Here is a 17,273-nt window from a genome sequence, read left to right on the forward strand (position 1 = left end):
TTCTCCATCGTCCGGTTTGATGTTTAAGTGGCTGTGCGGACGAACTGAGTTCAGGGAGCCGGAATGGCTCACATCACCAAACAGAACAGGAGAAACACCATGTATACGCTTTATTTCGTGCCAGGCGCTTGCTCACTGGCCACTCAGGTTGTCCTTCGTGAACTGGGTCAGGACGTCAAGCTCATTCAGAAACAACAGGTCGCCGATTTCACGGCCATCAACCCGGCGGGCACAGTGCCGGTCGTGATCGATGGTGACAGAACCTTAAGTGAAGGGGCTGCCGTGATGATTTATCTGCTTACAAAACATCAAAACCTGATGTTACCGGTGTATGACCTAACGGCGAGACAACAGGCGATTCAGGACATCATGTTTGCCAATGCAACCATGCATCCGGCCTATGGCCGATTGTTTTTTGCCTTTAGTGCAATCGAAAATCAGACGCAGCGGCAAGCTTTTTTCGACAGTGCGGCGACTGCAATTAATCAGCTCTGGCTGGTGGTTGAGAAACGGCTGGAATCGTCGCCATTTCTCGGCGGTGAACAGGTTTCGGCCGCGGATATCATGCTGGCCGTTTATTCTCGCTGGGGCGCCAGTTTTCCGGTCAGCATTGTGATTCCGGAGAAAGTACAGCGCATGCTTGACCACGTGATTGCCATGCCGAACTTCCAGAAAGCACTCCAGGCTGAACAAGCCGTTCCAGAGTTTGCATGAGCCAGAGGAGCTTGCCCTTGAATTTGCACAACATCCGTCATCGGGATCTCGATCAGATCACGGAAATCATTCAGACCTATTTTGAAGGGATTCATCACGGCGATACCGAAAAACTCAGCAACATTTTTCATGCGGATGCAGTTCTGAAAGCACCGAACTTAAGACGAAGCGTCGAAGTATGGCTGGAGGTTGTCCGCTCACGCGAGAAACCCCATACGCTGGGTGCTGAATTTGCTTACCGCATTTTATCGGCCGATGTGATCGGTGATCAGGCCATGGTGAAAGTGTTGTGTCCGCTGCTGGGCCACACCTACATCGACTTTATTGGCTTGCTGAAAGAAAACGGCCAGTGGCGTATCGTCAACAAAATGTATGCTGATCTGGCATCAAACTGAGGAGAAGGCACATGCCTTATATCAACATTAAACTGACCGATGAAGGCGTTACAAAAGCCCAGAAACAGGCGCTGATTCGAGGCGCGACACAACTGGTGGTTGAGGTACTCAATAAGAATCCTGAAACCACGTTTGTGGTGATTGATGAAGTGAGTACGGATAATTGGGGTATTGGGTATGAGCAGGTGACTGAGTTGCGGAGAAGCGTGGGGCGGTAGTGTTGATTTTTTTGGGGCTGTCGGCGTGTTGGGCGCCGACAGCCTAAACATTCACCCATGAATTTTTCCCAGGGGGTTGTGTGAATCTTGGTTTTTAAATTCGTGGTCAGACAAAAGTGTGTCAGGGGTTTTGTTCATTTAGTATTTCAAGCAATGTCTCAAGTATAGGAGGATGCGATAGGTAAAAAGCAATCCCTGCCTCCTTGAACAGTGCCTAATTTAAAACCGCAGAAACAAAAAAGCGTTAGCAAACCCTACTCTGCTAACGCTTTGAATCAACAGAACATCATGTTACTTATGACGAACATGTTTAAGTTGAACGATTACGCTTAGTTTGACTCTTCATCAATGTCGCAATCAGTACAACTTTGGAGTGCGATTTCGTGTTCAAAGACTGCTGAATCGTTACCTTCTGCCAGTAGTTCTGCTATTTCATCCGCGACTTCTTGCTCATCTTCCGCTTCAACTTGATCCGCGAGTTCTTCTTCTGAGTAACCATAGAAATTCAGCAATAAGTAATCACGCGCTTCCTCTTTCGTACAAGTCACGTTCACCGAAAGATCTGGCTCAACGTTGCCTTGCGCGATAATCGCAGCCACTTGTGCTAGGACATCATCTTTCATCGCAACCGTTAACCAACCCAGATCAGTGCTTACTGTGGTTTTTTTACAGTTAAAACAAGGCAATTGATGAAAGTAATATTGAAAAGCAGTCATAGATAATTTCTTCATTGAGTGTTGTATAGCAAGATTATGCGCGTTTTCTAGCAAAATACTATCTCTATTGACATTGAAGAGTGGATTGCCCTGGATGATGTGGGGCAGGGTGCAGATCGGGGAACACTGATCATTCCGTTAATGCTAAAGACATGGCTTATAGGCTTACCACTGCCAGGCCAATCTGTAGCGGCCTAAAAGATAAGTGGACATAAATGTGCCAGTACTTTTGCTAATTCAGCAAACCACCATTAACTACAGGTATTGCAAAGAGAGTTGTGGACAGCTATCGCGAGCAGTAGACTTGCGCTAGCTAGAACGCCTGACTTTGGGTGCGCACTAAACATGAACCTTTGATTCTGCTACCGCAAAATCGATATTTAATTTGATGGAGATAGATAATGAACGGCAGTTGGGCTAACTTCTTTCCGTACTTTGCTGGAGCTTTTAAGCTTATTGTATTAGCTATTGGAGCCTACTTCGCTATTAAATGGCATTTTGATGAAGAGAGGAGGGTGAGGAAAGCTGAAGGCGTGGTATTTGATAAACAAAGCTCCATGAAAAAGTTGGCAATGATGCTCGCCCTCCCAGTCCTTCTCACTCTTCTCGTCCTTCTAGTGATTTATGCGACGAACTGGTATCTCGACTGACGGGCTTTATTGATACGATCAATGTTTAGCGATTTCAAATAGTGTACTCACACTGTTAAGAGGCTTGTCCGATAAAATAGATCATGCTTCTGCTTTACCCAAGGATACTTTTTCCAGACCCAGTTAATGTTAGTCATCAGATAAAATAGGTCAATCAAGACACAAAATGTTGGATCAGCTTTCAAGCTCTAAATTGGTTTGGGGCAAATTACGAGTTAGAGTTTAAGCAAACCCACACCCCAGGGAAAAATTCATGGGTGAATTTTTAGGTTGTCGGCGATGGGAGGCCTACACCCGGCCCGGTCAACATTAGAGAACCAAAAGGCATGTCTGGGTACGCTTTGTGCCAGCAAAGCGTATCTGGCGCGCCCCCAAATGCTGAGGGGCACTGCAGAAATGATACGAGACATGCAGAGCCCTCAAATGATTGCCTCACATCACCTGCGTCAGCCGCGAAATCATCCCCTGAATCGCCCGCATTTGTGGCGCATCTTTGGTGTAGTAGTTATACGGTGGTTGCCCCATGGTGCCGTAGCCCCAGAAATCCCAGCAGCCGCGGGGGTTGTAAGGGACAAACTCAGACTTTTTCACCTGCGGGAAAAGTACGATGATGTTGTTGGTGTCGGCGACTTCCAAATAGCCGGTTTCGGTGACATAAGTGGTGCCGATGACGGAAATCCCCTGGCGGCAGCCATGCACAGAGACATGAACTTTGCAGGATTCGCTGCGACAGCTTTTCGGAATATACACATAAGCTGTGTTGTCCATGCTGGTCAGGGAGGTATCGAAGAATTCGCTCTGATCAAACGCAATCAATTCGCCGGTAAGGCTGGTTGCCGGGGCTTTCAACGGGCCGTAGATGTGCTCCAGAATCCGCTGCGCCTGATGCAGGTTACAGTGATTGATGTAGGGCGACTGGGTGATATCACAGGCGGTATCAGCCGGATCGTTGGTGATAAAGGCATGTCCGGCATCCACACTCTTGTCATAGTGAATCTGTGAAAGCGGCACATCCAGCTTTTGATAAAACGCTTTCGCGGTGTCCACCACGCCCGTCACTACAGTTTCATCCAGTCTGCCGGAAAACAGGTAAACCTGGTCATCTCTGATATTGTTCGTGTCATCAATCCGGCCATTTTCTGCGGTGACTTTTGCCAGTTCCGACAGGTAGCTACTGTTGGGAAATAGCGTCGACGGACAAACACCCAGTGCGTTTTGGCACGGATTCATGCAGGTGGTGGTGGCGTTGACCAGCGGGTTGACGAAGGGGTTGTTGCCTGCGCAGTTCCAGGGGCCACCGGCGACAATCCCGACACCCATCAGTGATTCGGAATAGGCGATATGGAACTGGGCTGCCATAAAGCCGCCGGATGAGAGGCCGGAGATAGAGGTTTGATCGGTCCGGGCGTTCATGGGGGGCAGTTGCACGGTGGCTGCTTTGAGGTGGGCGCTGCAAAGCACGAGCATCAGCCCGAAGGTGAACAGAGAAAAGTGAATGGGGGATTGCTGTCCGAACATGGTGCCTCCTGCCGTTGTGTGACGTCCTGTCTGATGAGTCAATATGCGTTAGGAGTATAGGCTGGATTATGTGTGATGTTGCGTAAGTGTGAATTGCAGATATGTTGACAAAATGGGCAGCAAAAAAAAGTGGCTGATGATTCAGCCACTTTCAGTCCAGAAGATAATGGGAGATGCTCTGGGTTTACATCTGTGAAACCTGAATGGCTCTCTGAGTGTCGCCGAGACGGCGAAGCCATTTCATCACCGGGCGTTCGATCAGGTGGTAACTCATTGCGGAGACGGCCAGTAAAAGCACGGTGAAAGCCAGAATGCCCGTGATGAGGATCGGTCCATCGGTCTGGGCATACCACCAGGTTGTCCAGTCCGGATTGATGTGATGGATTATTTCTACACCAGCCAGCAGGATGACGGTGTGCCACAGGTAGATCGAATAGGAAATATCACCCAGATACTGTGTGATCCGGTTATCCAGCACAGACTGCATGACGGATGGCCGCTGAACCTGATGTGCACCCGCCAGAACCAGCAGGGCAAACAGAACATAGGTGATCATCGTCGTGCTGAAATGCAGAACGGTCATCAGCGCTGCAATCAGAACAACAAGAAGGACATCCTGATTCATCCAGTGTTTGGCACGCACAGAAACCTGAATCCGGCAGAGCCACATCCCGAAAGAAAAACCGCACAGGCCGCGCAGGAAGGCTTGGTAAGTCGCTGTAATATCAAGGTTCCCTTTCAGGTACACCAATGTGCCAACCGTCATGAAAACTGCAAAAGGCACCCAGGCACTGCGTCTGGCGGACGGTCGCATCGCCAGCACCAGCAAAGGAAAGACCAGGTAGCAGAGCCATTCAATGCTCAGTGACCAGCCGGCAATATTCCAGCTCAGGGGTTGGCTGCCGATGCCATTCAGCAGCAGCAGGTTCGGTAAAATAGCTTCGGTGCGGTTGAAAGGTCCGGCAAACGGCGGAGTGCCACTGGCACCCCAGGCTTCGAATAAGGCACCACCATAGAACCCAATCTGGTGTTGCGATTTGTAATATTCCCAGAGGAAGAGCACCGCAAAAGTGATGAAGAACAGCGGGTAAATCCGGCTGAATCGCAGCCACAAAAAGGCGCGCCATCTGGGCAGGTTGCTCCCGTTGGCAAATGCAGGCAGATAAACGTGCATCATCACAAAGCCGCTCAGCATGAAAAAGATATCGACCCAGAGATAGCCATTTTCCAGAAACTGCGTAACACCGGCGATCGCTTCTTTCCATTGCGGAAATAAGATTAAACGGGCATGGAAAAAAGCGACGATCAGGGCGGCGATGCCGCGGATCGGCGTCAGGATCGGGAGTTGTCCTGGTTTGGTCTGCATATGAGTGTCCTCGTGCTGCGGTCAGTACCCGGCTGTTGGCTGTTTTTGAAGACTGTTATTTTACGATGCAAAATTATAGGTGTCTTGTTGCATTTGTCTGTTCACAGGCCAGAACCGGGAAACTGTGTGTCTGACAGGATTGCGGTTGTAACAACATGAAACATCAGCGGTTTGACAGGAAAATTGAGATGTTTCAATGAACTGAAGCGGAGGCTTGGCCACCGCCGGTATGGACCGGCGAAGCGATCAGCTGCGTTGCAGGGTTTGCCGGATACAGTCGATGAACCAGGGATAACGGGATGCCAGTTCCCTGTGGCGTTTCCGGACAAGGTACAGAGGCTCCCTGACATTGACTGTACGGTGCAGAATGATTAATCCTTTCGAATAGGGGGACTCCAGAATGGTGCTTTCCGGGAGAACGGTAAAACCAAGTCCGAGCGAGACCGGCAGCAGAATCTGGCTGAGCTGATTGATGTAGCCATGCACCGGCAGTGTATCCGGCTGTAAGGAGAAGGGCAGATCCAACAGCACACTGTCGAGATAACGGCGCGCATTGGGGTGATCGATCAACCCGGTTTCTGTCAGCAGGGCTTCTGATAATGGGGATGTGTCCGGCGCGGCGGGAAAGACCAGACACAGAGTCTCTTCACCAATTTTTTCACTGTGAAAACGTGCCTGTGACTGTGCTTGGGTCAGCGGTTCGGCCACGATGCCGAGATCGACTTCATCCTGTTCCAGCAAGTGCAGGATACGCTGATCCGGCGCTGATTCGACGGCCACAGATAATGCCGGAAAGGCCTGCTGGCGTTGCAGAAACAGCGGATAAAGCTGATTTGCCAGTGTGCCGGACATCGCGAAACGGCAGGGACCGGCTTCCGGGTTATCCTGTAACAACGCCTGTTGCAGGCGTTGTTCCTCTGCGGTCAGTGTCTGGCAGTGTTGGTAGAGCACGGTTCCTGCGTGCGTCAGCTCAAACCTCTTCCCGATCCGTATGAGCAGTGCCTGCCCAAGTTGTTGTTCCAGCTTGCGGATGTGCTGGCTGACCCCGGGTTGCGTCATATGAAGCCGGGCCGCGGTCTCAGTGAACTGGCCGACATCGACCAGCGTCGCGAAGGTATGAAGCCATTGCCTGTTGAGTTTCATGGATAACAAATCGTGATGAAAATAAGAATAAATGATAATTTTTAATTCACTTTTTGGCGAATTAAAGTGGGACGCTCAACAACAGGAGGATTCCACTGATGAACACTGAAGCACAAACGCCTTATCCAAGAACGTTCTCTCATATCGGCATTTCGGTGCCGGATCTGGAAGCGGCGGTGAAGTTTTATACCGAAGTGCTGGGCTGGTATCTGATTATGCCGCCGACGGAAATCGTGGAGGATGACAGCGCTATCGGCGAAATGTGTACTGATGTCTTTGGCGAAGGCTGGGGACGTTTTCGGATTGCGCATCTGTCGACAGGCGATCGCATTGGGGTGGAACTGTTTCAATTCGACAATCAGCAACAGCCGGAAAACAACTTTGAATACTGGAAGACCGGTGTGTTCCACTTCTGCGTGCAGGATCCGAATGTCGAGGAACTGGCGGAGCGTATTGTTGCCGCAGGCGGGAAAAAGCGCATGAAAGCACCGCGCTATTATTATCCGGGTGAGAAACCCTACCGCATGATTTATATGGAAGATCCGTTCGGGAACATTCTGGAAATTTACAGCCACAGTTATGAACTGCATTATGCCAGCGGCGCCTACAGCCACTGATCCGGGATGGTTCTTTGATTAACCGGTTAACAAAAAAGCCAGCATGAAGCTGGCTTTTTTTATGGTTCGATTCGGGTTCAATGCCTCAGGAAGCTACGGCTTCTTCGACAATATTTTCCGAAGTCGCCAGATGCAGGAAGTGCATGTGACGTTCGTACTGGGTGACCGCATCGGCAATGATCTGGTCTTTGGTGTAACCCATCACGTCATATTGCTGGCCGCCCTGCAGCAGGAAGACTTCAGCCCGGTAATAATCGTCGTAGGACTCATTCGCGTAGCTTGGCAGTGCGAAGTGACGCAGACGAATGCCATAGGCGAAATCTTCGACTTCTTCTTTCTCGACCACCAGACGAACACGGGACTCATCCAGCACTTGCAGCTTCGCAGCCAGACCCTGTGCTTTCATTTCATCGACCAGCGTTTTCAGTGCCGGTGTTGCCGTAGCCCTGATGAAGTTCTCGGCCTCATCCTGCTTCGGATGGCTGACCAGTGCAGAAATCCGGGTCTTCCAGCTGACACTGTTTTGCGTGTACTGCAAGGTCGTGTTGTGGTTCTGAATACTGTTTTGCAGCATGTAGTCGTTCCGCAGCGCCTTGAACAGGCAGTAACAGAACAGCAACATCAGAATCATGATCGGGAAGGCACTGGCGATCGTCATGGTCTGCAGCGCCGACAAGCCGCCTGCAGCCAGCAGGGCCGCCGCAACCACACCTTCAATCACGGCCCAGAAAATACGCTGCCAGACCGGTGGTTCCGCGGCACCGCCTGAGGTCAGGGTATCGATGACCAGAGAGCCGGAGTCAGACGAGCTGACGAAGAAGGTAATGACCAGCGCCACACCAATGACTGACAGCACAGAAGACATCGGCATGTGTTCAAAGAACTTAAACAGCGCGACCGGGACGTTCTCACTGACCGCTTTGCTCAGGTAGTCGGCGCCGTGATTCATGATGGCATCAATCGCCGTGTTACCGAATGCCGTAAACCACAGGAAACCGAACAGTGACGGGATCAGCAGTACACCCACCAGGAATTCGCGGATGGTTCGGCCGCGTGAAATCCGGGCAATGAACATGCCCACGAACGGCGACCACGAGACCCACCAGCCCCAGTACAGCAGCGTCCAGCCGCCAATCCAGTCTTCTTTCGGCTGATAGGCATACAGGTTGAAGGTTTTGCTCACGATCTCACTCAGGTATGAGCCGGTATTCTGAACAAAAGATTTCATGATCAACGCCGTCGGGCCAGCCAGAATCACGACAGCCAGCAGCAGGACCGCCAGGAACATGTTGATGTTTGACAGGCGTTTGATCCCGCCGTCCAGGCCAAGTACAACAGATGCCGTGGCAATCAGGGTAATGGCAGCGATCAGCATGACCTGCACGGTCGTGGTCTGTGGCAGATCAAACAGATAGTGAAAACCTGCATTGACCTGTACCACACCAAAGCCCAGCGAGGTGGCGACACCGAACAGCGTCCCGATCACGGCAAAGATATCGATCATATGACCAATCGGGCCGTAAATCCGTTCACCAATCAGCGGGTACAGTGCTGAACGTGGCAGCAAAGGCAGCTTGTGGCGGTAGGCAAAATACGCCATTGCCAGCGCGACCAGTGCGTAAATTCCCCAGGCGTGCAGACCCCAGTGGAAGAAGGTGATCTTCATGGCTTCACGGGCCGCTTCCACGGTTTGCGGGTCGCCGACCGGAGGAGAGGTGAAGTGCATGACAGGTTCTGCCACGCCAAAGAACATCAGACCGATCCCCATCCCGGCAGAGAACAGCATGGCCAGCCAAGAGGTATAGCTGTAGTCCGGTTCGGAATGATCCGGCCCGAGTTTAATATCTCCCAAACGGCTGAACATCACAAAAATGAGGAATATCAGGAAGATGGCGACGGCCAGAATGTAAATCCAGCTTGCCTGGGCAATGATCCAGCCCTGAACGTTTTTGAAATAGGCTTCCATGGCCTGAGGCCACATCACACCAATGAAAGACAGTGCAGCGATAAAGATCGCCGAGGTAAAAAATACCGGTTTATTTAAATCTGACTTAATTCCCATAAATCCTTCAAATACTACGGTTAAGCGTCCGCCTTTGAGCCAACTCTGTGGCTGCGGCCAAACTATCAGTGCATGCAGCGTGAAAATACGGACAGCAAAGTTATCTGCATGAAGAGCAATATTCTGCTGATTGGCCTGCGCTCAGACAGAAAGATGAAACTATCTTCTGAGTCAAAAGTGTAGAGATGTTAACAATAAACCACTTAGTATTCAAAGTGTGATCTAGGGTGTGTTTTCTTGAAATGTCTGATTTATTGAAGCAACTTATTGTTTTTCATGAGTTGATTCAGGTTTTTCGGTCGTGAATAAACTTCGTGCACAATTGTTTTGATCTGTAATCTTCAGGCAAAAAAAAGAGCGCCGCGGCGCTCTTTCTGTGCTGATGACGGAATCAGCCGCCCCAGCTCCGGCTGGATGAACTCGATGAACTCTTTGAGCTGCTCCAGCTGGATTTAGCTGCCGCACTGGAGCCAAAGCCACCGCGTGAGATCGTGCGGCTGACCGTTGGCTTCGGTTTCATCTGCTCTTTGCTGAGGATCACTTTGGAGTTCTTATAGCGGTAAGAACCGTAGTCATAACCATCAGCTGTGGTCCAGCGGCTGTAGTAACGGCTGCCCGGATAAGTCGAACTGAACATCGGCTGGCTGTAGTAGCCGCGGTTATTGTCCAGCAAGCGGGCGAACATAAAGCCGGCCATCGCAGGCATAAACCAGTTATTCTCAGGCGCACCGACACAGCTGTTCTGGCCGAATTCAGCGATACAGTCACGTTGGGTCATGAATTTTGGCGCTGTACGTGCCGCATCTTTCAATGCGGTCTCGTAGGCTGCCTCACATTGCGCTTCGAAGCCCGGGTTATCGCTTTTACAGTCGTATACCGTGTGGTAGAGCTTGGCTTCTTCTTTCGGGTCACTACAGCCAGCCAGCAGGCCTGCAGAAATCGCGGCAGTGACAGGTGCAATGGCAAAGGGACGCCATTGCTTACGCATACCGGGGAGATTGACTTCTTTGGTCCGTTTCATTGCGCCGCCCTCAGTATGTCATGCAGGCAGCGTTGAGCAGACCCACAGCAACAGAAGTCGCAGCCATCAGCAGACCCGCAGGGATCTCACCCGCTTCAATGCGTTCAGCGATGCGTGGCATGAAGCCTAAACGAACAATCAGATAAGCCAGCATTTGAGCCAGCAGGGCAACCACACCCCAGATAGAGAAATCAACAAAGTTCACTGAGTTACTGGCAGCACCGGCAATGGCCAGTGAATAACCCAGGACAGAACCCGACAGGGTAATGGCTGCTGCGGTATTTTTCTCTTCTTTGACCAGTTTCCATTCGTCATACGGCGTGATGCGGACGAAGATAATTTTGAACAGCATCAGGAACAGAATAGAAATCGCAAAATAGATGACAAAAGAGCCTAACCCTGCGAGAGATTGTGTTAATAGATCCATGGAAATCCCTAAAATATATCGTTTTTATGTATTGTTGCCTGATTCAGCCGATTAACTTGAAGTCGGTTGGACTGAGATCAAACCCTGTGCTCAGCACCAGGCTTCGTTCGGCCCGGTTGTTGAAAATTTTTTCTTCTGCAGCCACAAGCAGGACTTCAGCCAGTGACGGTTCGGCTTCCCTTTCATACACCATCAAAAACTGATCCGTATTGCTGGTGGTGCCATTCTGCAGCCAGGTGGTTTCGGTAACTGCAACCGGACGGCTGTTGTCCCAGATTTTCTCAAAAGTCTGGTCTTCCAGCTGCCACTGGCTTTTCACGATGCCGTGATCGAGCAGATGCTGCCATTCGCTGTCGGTGTCGACAGGCTTGCTTTCGTAGAAGTAAAACAGTTTGACTTCACTGACATCGGCGTCGCCTGTGCCATGGGTCAGCACCTGAACAAAGCCTTCGTCATCGGTATAGTAGCGGAGCAGGCGGGTCTGCTCATCCAGCCAGACTTCACCCACAGCCTGAATCAGCTGTGTGCGGGCAGCACCTTCGATCGTCAGCGACGGTTCTGTCAGGCGCAGTTTCAGATCATCGAGCTCGAATGCGCCGCCGAGGCGCAGGCCCAGAATTTCCGGGGCGGTCGGGCCACTGGCTTCAGGCTCTTTACGTTTTTTAAACCAGTCGAACATACGTTCTCCTTATCCGATTATGCAGGCCAGTTAAAGTGGTCTACCCGCTCATCGGCGATGTAGAAAATATTGGTGCCGGGTGTGACGTCCAGATTCAGCGGTGGATTCAGCTCAATGCCCTGACCGCGGTCGATAGCAATCAGCGTGGCATCATGCTGTTCTTTAAACTGGCTGAACAGTTTGCTGATGGGCGTGGGCGCCATGCTTTCCGGGAAGCGCACCGCGTACTGTGTCATGCCATGGTGGGTGCTGAGCAGTTCGTGGTGTAAGCCGCTGGAGCCGGGGTCGACGGCCGCTTTTGCGAGCATCTCGACAGCCACGGAAGGAATACACTCGGCATTCGGACAATGACTTTTCAGCAGGTCACTGAGTGCTTCATCATTGAAATAAGCCAGCAGGTGCGCGTTTGGGTTACGGCTGGCGCAATACAGCGCGGCTGCCAGGGTGACATCATCTTCAGCGTTATCAATGATGATACAGCTGGCTTTGCTGATCCCGGCTTTGTCCATGCTCTGGGTGTCAGTAAAGCTGGTGACGCGGACAAAGTCGATTTCGCCCGGTAGCGGGTTTTCCATTTCAGGACGGACGCAAAGCACGATATGGCGGCGAGTGCGCTCTTCGTGCTGCAACATCTGGATCAGGTGCAGGGTGCGCTGGTTGTTCCAGCCGAGTACCAGAATATGGTTCTCCACGTTGATTCTCCGATTGCCGAGCAGACCGCTCTTCCAGTAACTCATAAACATCGTGGCCAGACGGCCAATGCCAATGGCGAATAACCCCAGGCCGCCCGGAATCACAAACAGGGCGACGACCCACTGACCCGCAGCAGATTCCGGTGAATAGTCACCATAACCGACGGTGGACGCGGTGACGACCAGGTAGTAAACGAAGCGGCTGAGTGAATGTGTAAGTGCTTGCTCTCCAGCCAGTTCAAGGAGTAACCAGCTTGCTCCGATGTAGACGAGCAGCGTGATGAGCAGGTTGCGACCAGTGAGTTGATTGAATTGTTGATGGGCCCAACGGCGGACCCACAACCAGATTGACATGCCTTTCTCCTCAATCCTTTGGGGAACGTTGTTCCCTTACTGGCGACCGAGAATGCGAGCCAGCTCATCTTCAGCAGAACCTTGTCCGCCGCTCTTGAGACCTGCGTCGGCAAGTTTTTTCTCCAGTGCACTGCCGGATTGTTCTGCTGCCATTTCAGATGCAGCTTCCAGCTGTGCGGCTTTTTCAGTCTGGCGCTGTTTAATACGCTCCAGAGAGGAAACCGCGGTGTGCATTTTCGTGTTGGCGCCGACCTGACTGGCAGAAACGGAGGACTGTGCTTTTTGAACCGCTTCGGTTGCCTTCACGACATCAACTTGCTGTTCCAGCTGACGCAGTTTGTCTTTGGCCTGTGCAATGTTTGCACGCAGGGACTGTTCAGAACGGGAGAACTGTTCCAGATAGGTTTGCTCGGTCTGCTGCTCGTTACGCAGATTTGCAACCTTCTGTGCACATTCCAGTGCCAGATCCTGCTGACCTTTTTCCATGGCGTTGCGGGCATAACCTTCGTATTCAGCGATACCCAGGTTGAAACTTTCCACTTTCTGCTGGGAAAGCTTGCGCTTGGCAACAATACCCACCAGTGCTTCGTCGGAACGGCGCAGTTCAGTTTTGGCGTCACGAATTTCCTGATCCAGGATACGCAGCGCCTGGCTGTCTACAACAGCTTCAGCCGCTTCGTTCGCACCACCTTTGATTGCAGTGAACAGTTTTTTCCAGACACTCATGCGGTTTGCTCCTTGAGGTAATCCTGATAGAGATCGATAAAGGCTTCTACGTTGCGGAACAGCGTTGCCACTTCAATAACCACGCTTTCTGCTTTGGACTGGGAAGACAGTGAACCAAAGGCAATGTAGTAATCGTTACCGTTGATGCTGTTGATGCCGATGGTCGACAGCGGGAACATCTTATGGGTCCGCAGGATTTCGTTGTTGAGTGCGTCTGTATCTTTGACTTGAGCGGCATCGAACAGAACAACCTCGACCAGGATCTGTTCACCGGAGACTGCCAGAAAGGCTTCGATGTTATCTTCATTGCGGATCAGCAGTGCTTGACCCTGTAATTCGACTTGCCAGCCATCATGTTCAGACAGCAGGGGAGCCAGATCGGAAAGTTGCCACATAGTCAGCATCCTTAGGTTAAGAAAAAAGAAACCTTGTGACCGAGTCACACAAAGGCTTTCGACTGATTTCACCCGATGAAGTTCCTGACTCGTACAAAAGTGAGCCGGATTTTTCGGATGATAATAAGCTCACCGTTAATATAAGGTGTTTGGGCGACAGATTATGCCTTTGAACACATAAACTAAAGCCGTTTTTTTACAGGTAAAGTGTTGTTTTGTGATGTGTAGCTGAACTTTCAGGGCGTGAAAGAGCCTTTTGCCTGCTCCTCCCGGCCATGAAGTCGTATCAATCGCATGAAGCTATACTTAGCAGCAGTTTCCGTGGTCTGTCTGCTGAGTGATCGCTATGACCAAAAAAAATCTGCTGTTGCGGTTCATCTTGCCGCTCATCATTGCCATGATCCTGGGGGCCGTGGTGCTCAACTACTATACCTATCATACCCGGCCCGCAGAACTTCATCTGACCAGTATTGAACTGGCTCCGTTTTCCGATGATAAGTCCGTCTTCCTGAAGCCGGAACTGATTGCCATGAGCCAGAAAGAGTACGATGCGCTGATTGCAGAGCGTTCCGATGGCGGAGATGAAACGCTGGGTGGTGAGTGCCAGCGCTGGACGTCTATGCTGCCAGCCTGGCTGCTGTGCGGCGATCCCGGTTATCTGCAGCATACGGATCTGACTGAAGGCTTTCAGCCGCCGTCAAAACTGGAAGTGTCGGGGCTGCTGAAGGCGAATCCACTGAACAATGCGCTCTATATTTACCGGATTTCCCGTGACCCGCAGGCAGAAGGGAGCCTGATCTCCCGGCTGGACGTTTATACCCATGATGACGGGATTGCTCATTACTACCGCTATGACGAGAAGGGCGCTTTAATCAATATGCCGTTAAGTGATTTGCCTCAGCCCGTCGTGTACGTGGAAGAGGTCATCAATACCGGTTTGCAACCGACGCTGCGGTTCACTTTTTCTAACCGGGGCGCGCTTAAGGCGACGCTGAATGCGTTGCGGAGTGAACGGGTCTTTGTTGTAACTTCACCGCCACAGAACGATTACCAGGGTGAGCATCTGCCGTCCAGACTGGCAATCCCTGCCAATGGATTTAGCCTCGGACCGGACGAAGATAATCAGGTGTCACTGACCGAACCGGTTACATTGGGCAGCCAGCATGATAAAGCCATTGAAGTCCCGCTCAATATTCTGGATTTGGGCACGGGAGACGCTGCTGGTTATTTACTGGTGCGGTTTTATCTGGATTATTCCGACGGCAGCAAAAATCATTCAATGCTGCTGGGCAGCTTCCTCTTTTCAGATCATGTTCATCTGATCTTGGGGGAATGAGCAGAAAAGAACCGTTGCGGCATTTTCAAAGTGCGCTCAAACAACCGGACACAAGTTCAGGCCGGGCGCAGTTCAGCTTCGTTGTGTGGCAAAGCGAATCAACTGTCTTTGTGCTGAAATTCGCTGCGTAGCCAGGACCGCAGAGTCAGAACGCTTTCCTGCGTCAGTTTCTCTTTGGGGCAGACGAAATGATATGCCTGACTGGGGTTGAGTACGGCGGGCCCGATCTCCTGCAACAGACCTTGCCGGATATCATCTCTGACAAAGAGTTTGTGCGTCACCAGTACACCGAGGCCGCGTAACGCGGCCTGGATGGCATGCGCAGATGTGGTGAAGCACAGGTTGCGTTGCCGGGAAGGAACGGCCTGTTGGCTGGCGTCGCACCAGATTTGCCAGTCGTGCTGGCGTCTGGGATTGGTGACAAAAATCGGCGGAAAGTGTGACAGGATGTCCTCTGGCGCCTGAAACTGCTGTCCGTTGAGCAGCGCAGGCGCACAGACCAGAATCAACTCGTCATCCCCTAATTTTTCGCAGTGATAGCCTTTCCAGTCATCGGAGCGACCGTGAATGAGGGCGGCATCAACCCCTTCTCTTTCCAGATCAAACACATGGGTTAAAGTCGAAATCCGGATATCAATATGCGGGGCCAGCGCCTGAAATTCGGGCACGCGCGGGATCCACCAGTGCAGTGCCAGCGAGTTCACCATATTCAGGGTCAGCCGATGCTGGTGCTGCTGTTGTAAAGCCTCGCCGGCTGCCACAATCTGTTCCAGTGCCGGGGCGACCTGACGGTAATACTTACGGCCGTTCCGGTTCAGTTCCACCCGGCGTCCGACCCGCTGAAATAAGGGCAGTCCGAGCTGACTTTCCAGTGATTTAATCGCCTGGCTGATCGCGGAATGGCTGACGCTCAGCACTTCGGCGGCCTCGGTCATGCTGCCGGTTTCGGCAACGGCGACAAATGCATAAATGGATTTCAGGGGAATGTGCTTTTTCATCTGTAAGTTTTTCTAACCATTTTGGTTAATATTATTCGCTTTTTTCTCAATTGTAACCCCGTTAGACTCCTCACCAGCTAAGGAGTCCTCATGAACACAGATTTACGTCCCCTCTTTTTGATGCTGGCTTCCACCTTTAGCCTGTCGGTGAACGGGCTGATTACCAAATTGCTGAGCGAGCATTTCAGTATTGAAATGCTCAGCCTGCTGCGCTTTGCACTGCCCGCTGTGTTGTTTTTCTGGCTGATGTCACTGACGCAGTGGGCCGTACCCGACAGCAAAAAACTCTGGCAGTCTCTCGCCATTCGCGGCTTTTGTGTTGCGGCGGCACAGCTTTGTTTCCTGTTTGCGATCAGCCACCTGAGTCTGGTGGAAACTGTGGTGCTGTTCAGTACCGGCCCGCTTTTCATTCCAGTGTTAGAAAAACTGTTATTTCAGGCTCGGGTTCCACCCATGACGGTCATGAATCTGACCATCACTTTTCTGGGGGTTGTGCTCATGGCGGGTCAGGCGGGCGGGTTTACCCTGCGGCCTGAACTTCTGGTCGGAGTCGCCGCCGGGGTGTTCAATGCCGGTTCGCAAGTCAGTCTGTACCGGGTCAGCAAAGGCACGATGTCGGCAGTCGGGCTGAATGCCTGGTGCTTTACGCTGGCAAGTCTGATGCTGTTGCCGCTGGTGCTGTTTACCCATGACCATCAGCAGCTGGCAACAAGCTGGCAGCTGATCACCGATATGCAGTCGATGATATTGCCTGCGCTGCTATTGCTGACCGTGTGCATCGTGAATACCCAGGTGTTTCGCGTGAAAGCTTATCGTCTGGTGGCCTCAGGTTCGGTGCTGGCCCCCCTGATTTTCACCAATCTGATCTTCGCACTGATTTGGCAGGTGCTTTTCTTCGAGCAGAGTCTGGCATGGAATAAGGTGCTGGGGATCAGCCTGATTGTATTGGCGACATTGATGAACACCTTTGGTCCCGTATGGCTGAAGCAACGGGAGATGCGGCTGAATCAACACGGCTGACACGGATAAACCCGCCATGATGGTTTCACCAAGGCTGTGCAGGGATGCACCGGATCAGGTCTTATTGCAGAGCGGTGACGGCGATTGGAATGACAGGTTTTGATTTATCTTGTTGATTTTTAATGAATTAAGCATTAACCCTGAATCTGGCACACATCATGCAGGTTTAACACCGTACACGACATTCAACACTTAATACTTTGGTTTTAGGCATTGCTGCCACGTC

19 protein-coding genes are annotated in these 17,273 nt (G+C 51.5%); 7 read left to right on the forward strand and 12 right to left on the reverse strand.

Features of this window, described 5'->3' with window-relative positions:
• Positions 1–99: 99 nt before the first annotated feature.
• From ACYP03_RS06770 to ACYP03_RS06780, 3 genes are read left to right on the forward strand one after another with little or no spacing between them, the layout of a single operon-like run.
• On the forward strand, positions 100–714 hold the full coding sequence (locus tag ACYP03_RS06770; protein ID WP_459778999.1) for a glutathione S-transferase family protein: 615 nt from the start codon (positions 100–102) through the stop codon (positions 712–714).
• A 17-nt stretch (positions 715–731) separates the two neighbouring features.
• Entirely contained in the window at positions 732–1,109 is a 378-nt protein-coding gene (locus ACYP03_RS06775) for a nuclear transport factor 2 family protein (RefSeq protein ID WP_459779000.1), read from the forward strand.
• A gap of 11 nt (positions 1,110–1,120) precedes the next feature.
• The gene (locus tag ACYP03_RS06780; protein WP_248143183.1) at positions 1,121–1,327 is read left to right on the forward strand and encodes a tautomerase family protein; all 207 of its coding nucleotides are present in this window, start codon (positions 1,121–1,123) and stop codon (positions 1,325–1,327) included.
• Positions 1,328–1,656: 329 nt separating this feature from the next.
• On the opposite strand, the gene ACYP03_RS06785 is transcribed toward ACYP03_RS06780, so the two are convergent.
• Positions 1,657–2,043 (reverse strand): hypothetical protein, encoded by a 387-nt coding sequence (locus ACYP03_RS06785; RefSeq protein ID WP_248143185.1) that lies wholly within the window; start codon positions 2,041–2,043, stop codon positions 1,657–1,659.
• 401 nt (positions 2,044–2,444) lie between these two features.
• On the opposite strand from ACYP03_RS06785, the gene ACYP03_RS06790 reads away from it, so the two are divergent.
• The gene (locus tag ACYP03_RS06790) at positions 2,445–2,693 is read left to right on the forward strand and encodes a hypothetical protein (RefSeq protein ID WP_330961226.1); all 249 of its coding nucleotides are present in this window, start codon (positions 2,445–2,447) and stop codon (positions 2,691–2,693) included.
• A 432-nt stretch (positions 2,694–3,125) separates the two neighbouring features.
• Here the strand turns inward: ACYP03_RS06790 and ACYP03_RS06795 are convergent, their stop codons facing one another.
• From ACYP03_RS06795 to ACYP03_RS06805, 3 genes are all read right to left on the reverse strand, one after another.
• Complete coding sequence (locus tag ACYP03_RS06795; RefSeq protein WP_248143187.1) at positions 3,126–4,211, reverse strand: extracellular catalytic domain type 2 short-chain-length polyhydroxyalkanoate depolymerase; 1,086 nt, start codon at positions 4,209–4,211, stop codon at positions 3,126–3,128.
• A gap of 184 nt (positions 4,212–4,395) precedes the next feature.
• Positions 4,396–5,577 carry an acyltransferase family protein gene (locus ACYP03_RS06800; protein WP_459779001.1) on the reverse strand — a complete coding sequence of 394 codons (1,182 nt, stop codon included), beginning with the start codon at positions 5,575–5,577 and terminating at the stop codon, positions 4,396–4,398.
• Between the two features lie 246 nt (positions 5,578–5,823).
• Positions 5,824–6,720 (reverse strand): LysR family transcriptional regulator, encoded by an 897-nt coding sequence (locus ACYP03_RS06805; RefSeq protein WP_459779002.1) that lies wholly within the window; start codon positions 6,718–6,720, stop codon positions 5,824–5,826.
• Positions 6,721–6,818: 98 nt separating this feature from the next.
• Between ACYP03_RS06805 and ACYP03_RS06810 the strand changes: the two genes are divergently transcribed.
• Entirely contained in the window at positions 6,819–7,337 is a 519-nt protein-coding gene (locus ACYP03_RS06810; RefSeq protein ID WP_459779003.1) for a lactoylglutathione lyase family protein, read from the forward strand.
• A gap of 85 nt (positions 7,338–7,422) precedes the next feature.
• On the opposite strand, the gene ACYP03_RS06815 is transcribed toward ACYP03_RS06810, so the two are convergent.
• The 7 genes from ACYP03_RS06815 to ACYP03_RS06845 form a co-directional block, all read right to left on the reverse strand.
• Complete coding sequence (locus ACYP03_RS06815; RefSeq protein WP_459779004.1) at positions 7,423–9,399, reverse strand: BCCT family transporter; 1,977 nt, start codon at positions 9,397–9,399, stop codon at positions 7,423–7,425.
• A gap of 391 nt (positions 9,400–9,790) precedes the next feature.
• Positions 9,791–10,420: a DUF1190 family protein gene (locus ACYP03_RS06820; protein WP_248143193.1), complete on the reverse strand. Its 630-nt coding sequence runs from the start codon at positions 10,418–10,420 to the stop codon at positions 9,791–9,793.
• 10 nt (positions 10,421–10,430) lie between these two features.
• The gene (locus tag ACYP03_RS06825; protein WP_248143194.1) at positions 10,431–10,847 is read right to left on the reverse strand and encodes a DUF350 domain-containing protein; all 417 of its coding nucleotides are present in this window, start codon (positions 10,845–10,847) and stop codon (positions 10,431–10,433) included.
• A gap of 43 nt (positions 10,848–10,890) precedes the next feature.
• On the reverse strand, positions 10,891–11,526 hold the full coding sequence (locus ACYP03_RS06830) for a YjfK family protein (protein ID WP_330961221.1): 636 nt from the start codon (positions 11,524–11,526) through the stop codon (positions 10,891–10,893).
• 17 nt (positions 11,527–11,543) lie between these two features.
• The gene (locus tag ACYP03_RS06835) at positions 11,544–12,572 is read right to left on the reverse strand and encodes an ion channel (protein WP_459779005.1); all 1,029 of its coding nucleotides are present in this window, start codon (positions 12,570–12,572) and stop codon (positions 11,544–11,546) included.
• A 36-nt stretch (positions 12,573–12,608) separates the two neighbouring features.
• Entirely contained in the window at positions 12,609–13,298 is a 690-nt protein-coding gene (locus ACYP03_RS06840) for a PspA/IM30 family protein (protein WP_248143197.1), read from the reverse strand.
• A complete protein-coding gene (locus ACYP03_RS06845; RefSeq protein WP_330961219.1) occupies positions 13,295–13,693 on the reverse strand; it encodes a DUF2170 family protein in 399 nt (132 codons plus the stop codon). Before ACYP03_RS06845 ends, ACYP03_RS06840 begins: the two co-directional genes overlap by 4 nt.
• 346 nt (positions 13,694–14,039) lie before the next feature.
• Here ACYP03_RS06845 and ACYP03_RS06850 point away from each other — a divergent pair, with 346 nt between their 5' ends.
• Complete coding sequence (locus ACYP03_RS06850; RefSeq protein WP_459779006.1) at positions 14,040–15,029, forward strand: hypothetical protein; 990 nt, start codon at positions 14,040–14,042, stop codon at positions 15,027–15,029.
• Between the two features lie 98 nt (positions 15,030–15,127).
• On the opposite strand, the gene ACYP03_RS06855 is transcribed toward ACYP03_RS06850, so the two are convergent.
• Complete coding sequence (locus ACYP03_RS06855; RefSeq protein ID WP_459779007.1) at positions 15,128–16,027, reverse strand: LysR substrate-binding domain-containing protein; 900 nt, start codon at positions 16,025–16,027, stop codon at positions 15,128–15,130.
• A gap of 90 nt (positions 16,028–16,117) precedes the next feature.
• Between ACYP03_RS06855 and ACYP03_RS06860 the strand changes: the two genes are divergently transcribed.
• A complete protein-coding gene (locus ACYP03_RS06860; RefSeq protein WP_459779008.1) occupies positions 16,118–17,047 on the forward strand; it encodes a DMT family transporter in 930 nt (309 codons plus the stop codon).
• Positions 17,048–17,273: the final 226 nt, after the last annotated feature.

The organism is Photobacterium sp. R1, from assembly GCF_054600795.1.